The organism is Novosphingobium aquiterrae (assembly GCF_042434435.1).
Lineage (GTDB): Bacteria > Pseudomonadota > Alphaproteobacteria > Sphingomonadales > Sphingomonadaceae > Novosphingobium > Novosphingobium aquiterrae.
Window position 1 is genome coordinate 329,892 of sequence record NZ_JBHLTL010000006.1, and the last position, 14,332, is coordinate 344,223.

Here is a 14,332-nt window from a genome sequence, read left to right on the forward strand (position 1 = left end):
TGTGTGGCAGGCTATTCGCCATGTTCGGGCCAAGCATCTTTTCCGTCTTTCGCAGCCGCTGGAAGGCGCTGTGGTGGGCTGCGGGTATCCTGCTGACGGCCTATTGCACAGTGCCATCGGTTGAAGAGAGTAAACCGCAGGATCAGCCCAAGGCGGCCGATCTGCAGGCCGTCCAGAGCGCCCTGCACGATGCGGAGAATGCGTCAAACGAGTGAGCGGCTGTCCGCCAAGGCGTCCAGTTCTTCGGCCCAGCGGCCGACGATCGCATCTTTCTGCCAGCGTTCAATCGCCCGTTGGCGTGCGGCCTTGCCCAAGGCGCTGCGCCATGCCGGATCGTCAGCAAGCGCTGCGATCGATTGCGCCAATGCAGCGGGGTCGCCCGGTGGGGACATGACACCGCAGCCATCGACTTCGGCAGACAGTCCGGTGCCCGGCTCGCTCGTCGCCACCACCGGCTTGCCCGAAGCGAGCATGTTGGTCAGTTTCGATGGCAGGACCAGATCGGCAGCGCCGGCGATCTGGGGTAGCAGGTGGAGGTCGGCCATGGCCAGCATGGCGCCCATTCGCGCGGCCGGCTGCAGATCGCGCAACTGCAAATTGTCGAGGCCTGCGGCGTGGTGTTCGAGCACGGCGCGGCTTGGTCCTTCACCACAAATGACAAAGGCAATGTCGGTACGGTCCTGTAGCAACCGGGCGGCGTCGACCAGTACCTCGATCCCCTGCTTGAGCGCGATATTGCCCGAATAGAGCGCAACGGTTCTTGTCCCCAGCCCCCATTGGCTGCGGAGCTGGGCAGCCCCGGCTGGATCAGGGATGAACCGCGCATCGGCCCAGTTGCGCAGCTCGGTCACGCGGCTTGGCGCGACCCCTTTGGCGACCAGTCTTGACGCCATCTGCGGGCCGATCGTCGAGACGCGGTCGGCCAGGCGAAGAATGTGCCGCTCGCACCACAATGCCAGACGGGCGGGCAGGCTGTCACGGCGCAGCAGACCGGTCGCCACCGCGGCTTCGGCTTCGAAGTCCTGGACATGGACCCACAGTTTTGCCCCGGCGATCCGCGCCGCAAGCCAGGCGGTCACCACGCTGAGCAAGGCCGGGGCGACCGCGATAACCACGTGCGGTCGTGCGCCTTTGCCGCGCAGCGCAGCCCGCAGCGCGGCAGGCAGGGCAGACAGGGCGAAGCTGGCGAGATGGACAATCCGCTTGAGCCCGCCCGGTTGCGCAGGGATGTAGTGTGGGCAGCGGGTGACAGAGACGCCACCTTCATATGCCTTCGTCCAGCCAGCCGAAAACCCCGGATAGCGCTGCCACCGCGGATAATAGGGCTGGCCGCAGATCACTGCGACTTCGCGGCCCTGTGCCGCCAACGCCTCGGCCAGGCCTTGCGAATAGGGGCCAATGCCGACCGGCTCGGGCGCATAGTTGAGCCCGACCACAAGAATGCGCGTCGCGCTCACGCGTCGAACCAGCGGCTCAGCCGGGCGAGATTGCCGGCCTGGCGCCGCACGTCGGACGTTGACAGGTCCCGCATCACCTGCGCGGCGCGTCCGCTGGCCCAGCGCAGGCCGCCACCCGGAGCGCGTACCGCGTCGCTTGCCGGTTCCCCTGTCACCGTGCGGCGACGCAGCATCCGGCCCAGAAGCGCGCCCATTCCACCCTTGAGCGCCGACGCCGCGACCCCGGCGCTGGCGCGGCGATCCTGATCGATCAGCAACAGTTCGATCGCGCCGTCACGCACTTCGGCGGGAACCGGCCTGCCCCTGTCAGAGGTGAAGTCGATGGTCACGCCGGCGCGGCTTGCGGCAACCAGTTCGAGCACCAGCCGCGCGCCGTCACGCCAACCCTCGCACGCCGCACGGGTCCAGAACCCTGTCCAGTCGATCGCAACCTGGCGCAGCAGGAAGTCGATGTCGGCCAGTACCCGCGGCCCACAATCGAGCCGGTGGCTGTAGGCGGCATGGACGATCAGGTGGATCAGCATATCCTCGCCGCAGGGATAGCGCAGGCCATCGACCGTCACCGCGCGCGCGCGGATCGCGTTGTCCTGCCCGGCGGGAGACAGGTGATCAAGCCGCCCGGGCAGCTCCCACAGGCGCTGATGCAGCTCGACCAGCGTGCCGCGCGGGCTGACCAGCGGCGGCAAGTGCTTGTCGAGGCGAAGGATGTCGGCCAGCGGCATTTCCGCTTCCATCACTTCGGCATAGCCCTGGGCCCGCAGCAGGTCCCACGCAGCCATCACGGTCGCCGGGTCGAGCAACAGGTCGATGTCCAGCATCGGGCGCTGCGCCGGTTCGGGATAGGCGTGGCGGGCGAGCCAGGCCCCTTTCAGCGCAATGGGCTGCAAGCCCGCATCGGTCAGGCTGGCGACGCAGGCCTTGAGATCGGCTTCGCGCGCCAGGGCCTGCATTGCGGCTGTGCGAAAGGCGGACTGCCAGCGCGCCGCGATGTCGCCGGGAATGCGCGCGTCGCCGCGATGCTGGACATGGAGCAGCGGCTGCATGTGGGCTGCTGCGGCCATTGCGTCGAGCGCTTGCCAATCGTGCGTATCAAGACCGGCCAGGTCGGGAAAACGCACCGTGCCGTAAAGGTCGAACAAGACGCGCCGCAGCGCCGCAACCTGCATGGCCGGCGCGGCTTAGTTGGACTTCTTGGGTACCGAAAACGTCCCAGTCACCCGGCCGCCGCCAGTGGACGATCCAACCGGCGCACCGACCGCGGACGAGCCGCCGCCAGCCCGGCCGTCGACGCTGGACACGCCGCTGGCCAGGTCGATCGTCAGGCGTCCGCCGTTGAGCGTATCCGAACCGCGGCGCAGCGCGACATTGCCGGCCATGGTGATGATTCGGCGGTTGAAATCGTAGATCGCGACGTCGCCGCGCGCGCTTTCGTCACCGCGGGTCACCTGGACACCGCCAGTCGCGTCGATCCGCTGGATCTTGAGGCTGCCGGCATCGGTATAGGCCACCGTGGTCCGCGCCGCGCGCAGGTTGAGCCCGGCCTGGTTGATCGCAACATTGCCTGACAGGACAACGCGGTTCTGCCGGTCCTGCAGCTCGATCCGGTCGGCGGCATAGCTGACCGGCGCGTTGCTGTTGTGCCCGGCAATTGCCTGGGCATCGGTCCGCGCGATCGACAGCATGGCCACCGTGCCTAAGGCAAGGCCAGCACCAAGCGAGCGCAACGCGGTTGAGGTCAACGAGCTTTCGGGCATCACGGCATCCTGAGCTTGCCCGGCGCCATCAGCAGGCGGGCGTTACCTTCCAGCGCGACGGTCCGCGCACCAAGATCGGCCACTATCCGGTTGGCGCTGAAAGTGCCAGCCGGAATGGAGCCGTTGACCCCGCCGCCGCCAACCACGCGGCGGGTCTTAAGGTCGATCGAAACGTTCCCCGCGGCCAACCGGTACCCGTCGGCGGCGGTGAACAGCACCTGTCCGGGAACGGTCACTTGTTCGCGGTCATAATCGTAGGCGCCGTTGGCTGCGGTCAGTTCGGCCGGGCCGTCGCTCATCCGGATACGCGCGGACAGATCGTCCATCTTGACCACCGGTTCGCGCGCGCTTTGTTGGACGGCATTGCCCGCGGTCACCGTGAAGGGGCGGCCCTGATTGTCGATCCCGCGGTACATCGCGTCTGCCACGCGGACCCGGTCCTGGGTCACGGCCACCTTGGTCCGGTCGAGCAGGAAGCTGACCTCACCGCGCGGAAACAGCGGCTGGATGATCATCGCCGCGACGATCACCCCGACCATGCCGGGCAGCCAGCGTGCCATGAGCCGGACGCGCCGATCGTGCGAACCGCCGGGGGCCGCCCAGTGGCGCCGCTTGTCGCGGTTGAGATCGGCGGCCTGGCTCATGATTCGTGGCTGAAGATGTCCTTGTCCGGCCATCCCGCCAGATCGAGCCGGGCCCGCGCGGGCAGAAAGTCGAAACAGGCCTGAGCCAGAGCAGTGCGGCCTTCGCGCTCCAGCCGTTCGGCCAGAATCGTCTGCATCGCGTGGAGATAGCGCACGTCGGATGCAGCATATTCACGCTGCGCCTCGCTCAGTTCGCCGCCGCCCCAGTCGCTCGACTGCTGCTGTTTGGACAGTTCCTTGCCCAGCAGTTCGCGCACCAGGTCCTTCAGCCCATGGCGGTCGGTATAGGTTCGCACCAGCTTGCTGGCGATTTTAGTGCAGAACACCGGCGCTGCCGTGACCCCCAGGTAGTGTTCGATCGCAGCCAGGTCGAATCGGGCAAAGTGAAACAGTTTGACCCGCGCCGGGTCGGCCAGCACCGCCTTGAGGTTGGGCGCGGCATAGCTTGAGCCGGGCGAAAAGCGGACAAGATGCTCATCGCCCTGGCCGTCGGAAATCTGGACCAGGCACAATCGGTCGCGCGGCGTTATCAGCCCCATGGTTTCCGTGTCGACCGCGACCGGGCCAGGGGCCAGAACGTCAGCGGGGAGATCGTCTTCGTGAAGGTGGACAGCCATATGGCCAAGGTGCTTAGGCCGTTAAGCGCGGCTAGGAAAGCCCCCGAGCGACGTATGGAGCAATCGAACGATGGGTAGCAGCGATGCCATCCCGGCTGCGTGGCGCGCGGCGCTGGATCCTGTGCTGGCGACGCCCGAGGCGCGCCAGCTGGGCGGCTTCATCAGCGCCGAGGAAGCCGCTGGCAAGGCGATCTATCCCCCGCGGGGCTTTCGGCTTGCGGCCTTGCAGCTAACCCCGCTTGACCAGGTCAAGGTCGTGATCCTGGGCCAGGATCCCTATCATGGCCCGGGCCAGGCCCATGGCCTCGCATTTTCCGTTCAGGACGAAGTCAAAGTGCCGCCCAGTCTGGTCAACATCTACAAGGAACTGGAAAGCGACCTGGGCCTGCCGCGACCGGCTCACGGCAACCTGACGAAATGGGCACAGCAGGGGGTGCTGCTGCTCAATACCGCGTTGACGGTCGAGGATGGCAAACCGGCCAGCCACGCCGGCAAGGGCTGGGAAGCGATAACAGACGCCGTGATTGCCGCCGTCGCCGCCAAGAGCGATCCGTGCGTGTTCATGCTGTGGGGCAACCATGCGCGCAAAAAGGCCATGACCGTGCCGGGCCTGGGCGCGGACACTCATCATCTTGTTCTGACCGCGCCGCATCCCAGCCCGCTGTCGGCGCATTCTGGCTGGTTCGGCAGCGGGCACTTCGGCCAAGCCAATGCCTTTCTTGAGGCGCAGGGGCGAGGGCCGGTTGACTGGCGGGTCTAGGCGATCCGCTTCAGCATCCCATCGGCCAGCAAGCGCCCGAATTGCAGTCCCTGCTGAGGGTAAAGATAGGGCTCGATCAGTTCGGCTTCGATCACCGCAAGTTCTCCGTCGTCCAGCCTGACCATGTCGATCCGGGCATAAAGCGGCGGCTGGTCGAACGGCAACGCCGCCATCACCGCTTCAGCCGCAGCGCGGTCGGCGGGGGCAGGGTTGAGCGGCACCTCGATGCCGCCGTAAAGCGACTGGATGCGGTAATCGCCCTTGGCGGCCTGCTTGATCAGGCCATGGCTGAACGCGCCGTCGATGAAGATGAAGCTCAGCTCGCCCTCGTGCTGGATTGCTGCCAGAAAGGGCTGGATCATTGCCGGCTGGTCGATCCGCCATGTCGCGGCTGGCAAGGCATCGCGGCTGAAACTGTCCTGTCCGATCGCCCCGGCACCGACCCGCCGCTTCACCACCACGCGGTCGGCGCCGAAGTGGTCAAGTGCGGCTGCAATGGCGGCTGGACCGGCGCTGTCCGGCCACAGGGTTGGTATCGATGGCACGCCGCGTTCGGCCAGCTCCTTGAGATAGAGCTTGTCGGCGTTCCAGCGCACCACCGCAGCGGGGTTGGCGACCACGACTCCGGCCGCTTCCAGTGCGTCCAGTCGATCAAGGAATTCATCCTTGGCCTCGGTATAGTCCCATGGCGTGCCAAGATAGGCGAGGTCGAAGTGGCCGAGTTCATCCAGCGGCGCTCGCCAGTCGATCGCGGTCACTTCGCCGCGGGTTCCCAGCCCCTCGCGCAGCGCCTCGATCAGCAAGTCATGCTCAAAGGCATCGGGCCGCCGGGTGGGCGATCCGGGCAGGGTGGTCGGACAGGCGAGAAAGGCGATACGCGCGGTCATGCGCGCCGCGATAGGGTGTCGCGCCGCGTCTCGGAAGCCCGGCGCTAGCGCGGCAGCTCGCTTACCCCCATCAGTGCCTCGTCAACCGCGCGGGCGGCCTGGCGGCCTTCGCGGATCGCCCATACGACCAGCGATTGGCCGCGGCGCATGTCGCCGCAGGCAAAGATCTGCGGGTCGCTGGTGCGATAGCTGAAGGTGTCGGCAAAGACGTTGCCGCGCGCGTCAAGGTCGACCCCCGCCTGATCGAGCAGACCCTGCTTGCGCGGACCGACAAAACCCATGGCGAGCAGGATCAGGTCGGCCTTCAGCGTGAATTCGCTGCCCGGCACTTCCTGCATCCTACCGTCGATCCATTCAACGCGAATGCATTCCAGCCCGGTAACCTTGCCGTCCTGCCCGGCCACACGCTTGGCATTGATGGCCCAGTCGCGCGCTACGCCTTCTTCATGGCTGGATGACGTTCGCAGCTTGAGCGGCCAATCCGGCCAGACCATCGCCTTGTCTTCCCGCTCGGGCGGACGCGGCATGATTTCGATCTGGGTTACCGAAGCGGCGCCCTGGCGGTTTGACGTTCCGACACAGTCGCTGCCAGTGTCGCCACCGCCGATTACGATGACGTGCTTGCCCGTCGCGGTCAGCGTGCCGCGCGGCGCGGCGCGCAATTCATCGTCGCCGGCATTGCGCTTGTTCTGCTGGGTCAGGAATTCCATCGCCAGCCGCACACCTGGCAGTTCGGCGCCGGGAATGGTCAGCTGGCGTGGCTCCTCTGCGCCGCCTGCCAGGACCACGGCGTCAAAGTTCTCGCGCAGCGAATCGACCGAGACGTGAACCCCGACCTCGGTGCTTTCCTTCAGCACCACACCTTCGGCCTGCATCTGCATCAGGCGGCGGTTGATCGCATCCTTTTCCAGTTTGAAGTCCGGGATGCCGTAGCGCATCAGCCCGCCCATCCGGTCGTTCTTCTCGAACAAGGTCACGGAATGCCCGGCGCGCGCCAGTTGTTGCGCTGCGGCCATGCCCGCCGGCCCCGAGCCGACGACCGCAACGGTCTTGCCGGTGCGCTGTGCCGGGACCTGGGGCACGATCCAGCCGTTTTCCCAGCCCTTGTCGACGATAGCGCATTCGATCGATTTGATGGTGACCGGCTGATCGACGATGTTGAGCGTGCAGCTCGCCTCACACGGTGCGGGACAGATGCGCCCGGTGAATTCCGGGAAGTTGTTGGTCGAATGCAGCACTTCCAGCGCGTTCTGCCAGTCCCCCTCGTAGACCAGGTGGTTCCAGTCGGGGATGATGTTGTTCACCGGACAGCCGTTGTGGCAGTACGGAATCCCGCAGTTCATGCAGCGGCTGGCCTGCGCGCGCAGCGCCGGTTCGCCCTGCGGAACGATGAATTCCTTGTAGTGCTTCACCCGTTCCCGGGGATCGGCATAGGTGCGATCCTGGCGGTCAAGCTCGAGAAAGCCGGTTTCCTTACCCATCGTGCAGACCCTTATTCCGCCGCCACCGAGGCGGCTTCAAGCCGCTCGGCCTCGAGTTGCTTCAGCGCCTTGGCATAGTCGCGCGGCATGACCTTGACGAACTGGCCGACCGTGGCCGACCAATCGTCGAGCAGCGCCCGGGCGCGGGGCGATCCGGTGTGGAGGTGGTGGCGCTCCAGCAGCACGCGCAGGCGTTCACCATCGTGGCGCAGCATGTCGCCCATGCCGCTGTCGCTGGCGCTGACGGTGCGCTGCTGCGGGCGTCCGGCGCCGTCTTCCTCGTCGCGTTCGGCGCTGACTGGCAGCAGGTCGACCTGGGCCGGATTGCACAGCTTGGCGAACTGGCCGTCGGGATCATAGACATAGGCGATCCCGCCGCTCATCCCCGCGGCAAAGTTGCGCCCGGTCTTGCCCAGCACGGCGACAACACCGCCGGTCATGTATTCGCAGCCGTGATCGCCGCAGCCTTCCACCACCGCGACTGCACCAGAATTGCGCACCGCAAAGCGCTCACCGGCAACGCCGTTGAAGAACGCCTCACCGGCAATCGCGCCATACAGCACGGTGTTGCCGACGATGATGTTCTCGGTCGCCTCGCGCTCGACATGGCCCGGCTGGCGCACGATCACCCGTCCGCCCGACAGGCCCTTGCCAACATAGTCGTTGGCATCGCCGGTCAGGTCGAGCGTGATCCCGTGGGCCAGGAACGCGCCAAAGCTCTGCCCCGCCACCCCGGTCAATTTGATCTTGATGGTGTTGTCGGGAAGTCCGGCGTGGCCAAAGCGGCGGGCCACTTCGCCCGACAGCATCGCCCCGACCGTGCGGTTGACGTTGATCACCTTGCGTTCGATCACTACTGCCTGCTTCTTATCAAGCGCGTCTGCCGCCGCCGCGATCAGATCGTTGTCCAGCGCCTTGTCCAGCCCATGGTCCTGGGTCAGCGACCAGTTGAGGCTGGGGCTGTCGCCCAGCGGGACCTGGTGCAGGATCCGCGACAGATCGACGCCCTTGGCCTTCCAGTGTGTAATCGCCGGCGCCATGTCGAGCTTGTCGACCCGGCCGACCATTTCGGCCACGGTGCGGAAGCCCAGTTCGGCCATGATCGCGCGCAGTTCCTCGGCGACGAAGAAGAAGTAGTTGATCACGTGCTCCGGCTGGCCGGTGAAGCGCGCGCGCAGCACCGGATCCTGGGTTGCCACGCCGACCGGGCAGGTGTTGAGGTGGCACTTGCGCATCATGATGCAGCCCGCCGCGATCAGCGGCGCGGTGGCAAAGCCGAACTCGTCGGCGCCAAGCAGCGCCGCCACCGCGACATCGCGCCCGGTGCGCAGCCCGCCATCGGCCTGGACGCAGATCCGGCTGCGCAGGTTGTTGAGCAGCAGCGTCTGCTGGGTTTCGGCCAGGCCGATCTCCCACGGGCTACCGGCGTGGGTCAGGCTGGTCAGCGGCGAAGCGCCGGTGCCGCCTTCGTAGCCCGAGATGGTGACGTGATCGGCCTTGCACTTCGATACGCCCGCGGCGACCGTGCCGACGCCGACTTCGCTGACCAGCTTGACTGAGACCCGCGCCCCGCCGTTGACGTTCTTGAGGTCGTGGATCAGCTGGGCCAGATCCTCGATCGAATAGATGTCGTGGTGCGGCGGCGGGCTGATCAGCCCGACCCCGGGGGTCGAATGGCGGGTCGCGCCGATGGTCTTGTCGACCTTGTGCCCGGGCAGCTGGCCGCCCTCACCGGGCTTGGCGCCCTGGGCCATCTTGATCTGGATGTCGTCGGCATTGACCAGGTATTCGGTGGTCACGCCAAAGCGGCCACTGGCGACCTGCTTGATCGCGCTGCGCATTGAATCGCCATTGGCCAGCGGGGTGAAGCGGGCCGGATCCTCGCCGCCTTCGCCGGTGTTCGACTTGCCGCCGATGCGGTTCATCGCCACCGCCAGGGTGGTGTGGGCTTCCCAACTGATCGAGCCATAGCTCATCGCCCCGGTGGCGAAGCGCTTGACGATTTCGCTGGCCGGTTCGACTTCGTCGAGGCTGATCGGGGTCGCCGCCTTGCGGAACTGCATCAGTCCGCGGATCGTCAGCATGCGCTGCGACTGGTCGTTGATCGAGCGGGCGAAGTCCTCGTAGTTCTTGAAATTGTTGCCGCGCACCGCGTGCTGGAGGCTGGCGATGTTGTCCGCGGTCCAGGCGTGCTCTTCGCCGCGCAGGCGCAGGCCGTACATCCCGCCGACGTCGAGCATGTGGCGGTAGATCGGATTGTCGCCATAGGCGGCGGCGTGGCGGCGCACGGTCTCTTCGGCCACCTCAGCCAGGCCAACACCCTCGATCATCGTCGCGGTGCCGGTGAAATACTTCTCGATAAAGACGCTCGACAGCCCGACCGCGTCGAAGATCTGCGCCCCGCAGTACGACTGGTAGGTCGAGATGCCCATCTTGGACATGACCTTGAGCACGCCCTTGCCGATTGCCTTGATGTAATTCTTCTTGGCCGTTTTCGCGTCGAGCTCAGGATGCTTGCGCGCCCGGATGTCCTCGATTGTTTCGAAGGCGACATAGGGGTTGATCGCCTCGGCACCATAGCCGGCCAGCACGCAGAAGTGATGCACTTCGCGCGCTTCGCCGGTTTCGACGACCAGCCCGGTCTGCATCCGCAATCCCTGGCGGACCAGGTGGTGATGCACGGCCGCAGTAGTGAGCAGGGCAGGCATGGCGATACGGTCCGGCCCCTGGGCGCGGTCGGACAGGATCAGGATGTTCTTGTCCTGCAGCACCGCCTCGGTCGCCGCCCAGCACATCTCCTTGATCGCCATTTCCAGGCCCGCGGCGCCGCTGGCGGCATCCCAGGTGCAGTCGATCGTCTCGGTGCGGAACGCGCCATCGAGCGCGGCCTCGACCGAGCGGATCTTGGCGATCTCGTCGTTGGTCAGGATCGGCTGGTCGACCTCGAGCCGCTTGTGGGTGCCGGCTTCCATGCCGAGCAGGTTGGGGCGCGGGCCGATCATGGAGACCAGGCTCATCACCAGTTCCTCGCGGATCGGATCGATCGGCGGGTTGGTGACCTGGGCGAAGTTCTGCTTGAAGTAATCGTAGAGAAGGCGGCTGCGGTTCGACAGCACCGCGATCGGGGTGTCGGTGCCCATCGAGCCGAGCGGATCGTCGGCATTGACGGCCATCGGCTCAAGGAAGCGGCTGATGTCTTCCTGGGTGTAGCCAAAGGCCTGCTGGCGATCGAGCAGGCTGGTCGTCTCGACCGGCAACTGGGCCAGTTCGGGCTCGATCAGGTCGAGGTCCTTGAGCTTGTACTGCGCGGCTTCGAGCCAGCTTTCATAGGGTTCCGCCGCGGCGAGCTGGGCCTTGAGCTCCTCGTCCTCGATGATCCGCCCTTCGGCGAAATCGATCAGCAGCATGCGGCCAGGCTGCAGCCGCCACTTGCGCACGATCCGCTCTTCCTTGATCGGCAGCACCCCGCTTTCCGATGCCATGACCACCAGATCGTCATCGGTGACCAGGAAGCGCGCCGGGCGCAAGCCGTTGCGATCGAGCGTCGCGCCGATCTGGCGACCATCGGTGAAGGCAACCGCGGCGGGGCCGTCCCACGGCTCCATCAGCGCGGCGTGGTATTCGTAGAAGGCGCGGCGTTCGGCGCTCATCAGCGGGTTGCCGGCCCAGGCCTCGGGGATCAGCATCATCACCGCGTGGGCGAGCGAATAGCCGCCGGCCAGCAGCAGTTCGAGCGCATTGTCGAGGCACGCCGTGTCCGACTGGCCGTGCGGGATCAGCGGCCACATCTTGTCGAGATCGGCGCCGAGCAGATCGCTTTCCATCGTGCGGCGGCGCGCGTTCATCCAGTTGACGTTGCCGCGCACCGTGTTGATTTCGCCGTTGTGGGCGATGAAGCGATAGGGGTGCGCCAGCTTCCAGCTGGGGAAGGTGTTGGTGCTGAAGCGCTGGTGGACCAGCCCCAGCGCCGAAACGCAGTCGGGATCGCGCAGATCGTCATAGAACGCACCGACCTGGGTCGCCAGCAGCAGCCCCTTGTAGACCACGGTGCGGGTCGCGAAGCTGGGCATGTACAGCTCGGTCAGGCCGGGCAGCGCGTGCTTTTCGGCGAGTGCCGCCAAGGGGTTCTGGGTCTGCTTGCGGATCGCCAGGATCTTGCGTTCGAAGGCGGCTTCGTCGGGGCAATTGTCGCCCCGGGCGATGAAGCACTGGCGGATCACTGGCATCTGCTCGAGCACGGTCTTGCCCAGCCCCTCGGTCGTGACCGGAACGTCGCGCCAGCCGATCAGGCGCTGGCCTTCCTTGGCGATGAACTTTTCGAAGGTGCCGATAACGAAGTCGCGTGCGGCCTGGTCCTGCGGCAGGAAGCACATTGCCACGGCATAGTAGCCCAGCACCGGCAGCTTCAGTCCTTCGCTGGCAGCCCACTTGCGGAACAGCGCGTCCGGGGTCTGGATCAGGATGCCGGCGCCGTCGCCCAGCAGCGGATCGGCACCGACCGCGCCGCGGTGATCGAGGTTTTTGAGGATTTCCAGGGCCTGGGATACGATTGCATGACTCTGTTCGCCCTTGATATGGGCGACAAAACCGACGCCGCAGGCGTCATGTTCATTGCGCGGATCGTAGAGCCCCTGGGGCGCCGGAAAACCCATCGAACGTGTCCATCCTTTCGTGCCGGACAGTGCGATTCGCCGCGTGAAGCACGCAAATCGCGGAAATCCGGCAATTAAGCGCAATTATCCCTGCCGCGAAACGCAGCGAAAATTGCGTGAGACACCCCCATGACGACAGGAAGCTGTTTTTGCAACTGCGAATAGACGCGCCGGTGCGAGGCGCCGTGCGGGCGACCGGGTGAATAGCAATGCGGGACGCCGCGGGCGCGGTCAGGCGGCGCCGCTGATCCGTTGCAGGTTGGCCAGCGCGGCACGCAGCGAGCGTTCTGCTTCGTCGGCATCCAGCATGGGGGCCGCGGTATTTCCGGCGATCGGTTGTCCCTGGCCAGCTGAAGCGGGGGCGTCGAACCGGCGGAACGCGGCATGCTCTTCCGCGACCGGCGAAATGACCGGCGCGACCTCGGACGGTGCACTCGGGATCTGCCCCGGGAAGATCACGACGGGCTCGTAATGATCGGTTGCCGCTTCGGGCTCGTCGATCCGAACGAATGTCGGGCGCATGGCGGGGGCACTGACGCCCAGCAGCGACGCGTAGGCGGTGTCGTCCGTCTCGGCGCCGTCTTCGGCCTCTTCCTCGATCTGCGTATCCGCGTCCCGGGATGGAGGCGGGCTCGGCTCTGCCGGCGATAGCGCTGCTTCGGTCTGGGGCAGCGCTATGTGGCGCGGCGGAACTAGACCTGCCAGGGCTTCGCCATCGTCATCCTCGTCGTCAAAATCATCGAACGAAAGGGGTCGCATGGCGGGGGGCAGTTCGGCGGGAATCCTGGCGGGTTGGGCCGCGGAAGACGCTCCCGCCTCAACCGCAGGCGCAAAGCGCGCAAGTACTGGTTGCGGTTCATGCGCTACGACCGCTTCGGTCTGCGCCGCAGCCCGTGCGGCTCGGCGGCGCCTCAGCGATTCCTGCAGCCGCAGGGCAAGCGCAGTCATGTCGAGATCCGCAACCGGCGATAGCGGTTCGGTTGTTTCGGGGGCCAATGGCGCGATCGCCACTGTGATGGCAGCCGGCGCGCGATCCGCTGCGGCAGGCAGTTGCGGCAGGGGTTCGCTACGCTTGGCAAACAGGGGATCGGCCGCCGGCCTATCGAAAACCGACTTCGGGATACCATGGGCGCTGACAGGATCGATAGAAGGTCCGTCACCGGGACCGCTTTCGCCAAAAATCTGACGTGTAGATGGGTCCTGGGGTTCGACCGGCGTCATGCCAAAGACCTGGCGCCCCTCGAGACCATGGTCGATAACGGCGATCTCTTCCTGTGGTTCATCCGTCACTGCCGCGAATTGCGGCTGGAAGGGCGATGGCGCAGGGGCAGGGGCAGCGTCTTCGCTGCTGCTTGCCGGACTATCGGAATAGGCGTTGAGATCTGTCGCATCCTCGGTAATCGGAGCCGCAGCGTGCTGCGGTGCGGCAAGCGGGGCGGCAGTCAATGCCGGCTCGGCCCTGACCGGCTCGATTTCCGCTCCGGCAAGGTCAAGAATTTGCGGGTCTCCGCCAGGTAGCCGCGCAAATTCCGGCGGCACGAAATGGCCCTGATCTGCTTCGACGGTCAGCGCGCGACGGCGACCGGCCAGCAGGCCGGGCGTTGCAGCGGCACCGACCGCGCCGCCTTCGCCCAGCTCCTCGTGCGCCGAGATCGGCCGCCGAGCGGGCGCATCGGGATGGCTGTCGCGTACCCGCACCGATTGCTGTGGCGCATCCTGACCATGTACGTTGCGCTTGCGTTCGCGGACTTCTGGAGATGGCCGCGCCAGGCGGCGCGCAATCATCGCGCCGATCAGCGCGCCAACAGCCGCCAGGAGCAGTGCCATAAGGATGCGGGCGGTGATGCCCAATGGCGGCGCAGCGGCAGGAACGATCAAGTCGATCCCGCTTGCCATCACCAGCGATTCGATAACGGAGACGCGCACGGCCAAGCTGCTGAGGCCGAACAAGGCACCAAACCACAGGGCCACGACCGCAGGAAACAGCGGATTGGCGGTGATCGGCTTGTTCTTCGGCGCAGGGCGCTGCTGCTTGGCCACGATTAGACGTCCCGTTTCCTGTTTTGTCCCCGTCCCGGTT

Annotated in this window: 11 protein-coding genes; 2 read left to right on the top strand and 9 right to left on the bottom strand. The window is 66.1% G+C overall.

Translation table 11 applies throughout. The features are described 5' to 3' along the window. The first annotated feature begins 20 nt into the window (after positions 1 to 20). Positions 21 to 215: a hypothetical protein gene (locus ACFFF7_RS11390; protein ID WP_379481472.1), complete on the top strand. Its 195-nt coding sequence runs from the start codon at positions 21 to 23 to the stop codon at positions 213 to 215. Here the strand turns inward: ACFFF7_RS11390 and ACFFF7_RS11395 are convergent. From ACFFF7_RS11395 to ACFFF7_RS11415, 5 genes are read right to left on the bottom strand one after another with little or no spacing between them, the layout of a single operon-like run. After that, complete coding sequence (locus ACFFF7_RS11395) at positions 204 to 1,457, bottom strand: WcaI family glycosyltransferase (RefSeq protein ID WP_379481473.1); 1,254 nt, start codon at positions 1,455 to 1,457, stop codon at positions 204 to 206. The genes ACFFF7_RS11390 and ACFFF7_RS11395 overlap by 12 nt on opposite strands. After that, positions 1,454 to 2,623, bottom strand: a complete 1,170-nt coding sequence (locus ACFFF7_RS11400; protein ID WP_379481474.1) for a nucleotidyltransferase domain-containing protein — start codon at positions 2,621 to 2,623, stop codon at positions 1,454 to 1,456. The genes ACFFF7_RS11395 and ACFFF7_RS11400 overlap by 4 nt, the downstream gene beginning before the upstream one ends. A 12-nt stretch (positions 2,624 to 2,635) precedes the next feature. Further along, positions 2,636 to 3,211, bottom strand: coding sequence for an LptA/OstA family protein (locus ACFFF7_RS11405; protein WP_379481475.1), 576 nt, complete (start codon positions 3,209 to 3,211; stop codon positions 2,636 to 2,638). After that, on the bottom strand, positions 3,211 to 3,855 hold the full coding sequence (locus ACFFF7_RS11410; protein WP_379481476.1) for an LPS export ABC transporter periplasmic protein LptC: 645 nt from the start codon (positions 3,853 to 3,855) through the stop codon (positions 3,211 to 3,213). The genes ACFFF7_RS11405 and ACFFF7_RS11410 overlap by 1 nt, the downstream gene beginning before the upstream one ends. After that, entirely contained in the window at positions 3,852 to 4,472 is a 621-nt protein-coding gene (locus ACFFF7_RS11415; RefSeq protein ID WP_379481477.1) for a ribonuclease D, read from the bottom strand. Before ACFFF7_RS11415 ends, ACFFF7_RS11410 begins: the two co-directional genes overlap by 4 nt. A gap of 70 nt (positions 4,473 to 4,542) precedes the next feature. On the opposite strand from ACFFF7_RS11415, the gene ACFFF7_RS11420 reads away from it, so the two are divergent. Next, positions 4,543 to 5,232, top strand: a complete 690-nt coding sequence (locus ACFFF7_RS11420; protein WP_379481478.1) for a uracil-DNA glycosylase — start codon at positions 4,543 to 4,545, stop codon at positions 5,230 to 5,232. Here the strand turns inward: ACFFF7_RS11420 and ACFFF7_RS11425 are convergent. From ACFFF7_RS11425 to ACFFF7_RS11440, 4 genes are all read right to left on the bottom strand, one after another. After that, complete coding sequence (locus ACFFF7_RS11425) at positions 5,229 to 6,119, bottom strand: DcsG N-terminal domain-containing protein (RefSeq protein WP_379481479.1); 891 nt, start codon at positions 6,117 to 6,119, stop codon at positions 5,229 to 5,231. The genes ACFFF7_RS11420 and ACFFF7_RS11425 overlap by 4 nt on opposite strands. 44 nt (positions 6,120 to 6,163) lie before the next feature. Next, positions 6,164 to 7,600: a glutamate synthase subunit beta gene (locus ACFFF7_RS11430; RefSeq protein ID WP_379481480.1), complete on the bottom strand. Its 1,437-nt coding sequence runs from the start codon at positions 7,598 to 7,600 to the stop codon at positions 6,164 to 6,166. A gap of 11 nt (positions 7,601 to 7,611) precedes the next feature. Further along, positions 7,612 to 12,252, bottom strand: a complete 4,641-nt coding sequence (gene gltB / locus ACFFF7_RS11435) for a glutamate synthase large subunit (protein ID WP_379481481.1) — start codon at positions 12,250 to 12,252, stop codon at positions 7,612 to 7,614. A gap of 231 nt (positions 12,253 to 12,483) precedes the next feature. Further along, positions 12,484 to 14,292, bottom strand: coding sequence for a hypothetical protein (locus ACFFF7_RS11440; protein ID WP_379481482.1), 1,809 nt, complete (start codon positions 14,290 to 14,292; stop codon positions 12,484 to 12,486). Positions 14,293 to 14,332: the final 40 nt, after the last annotated feature.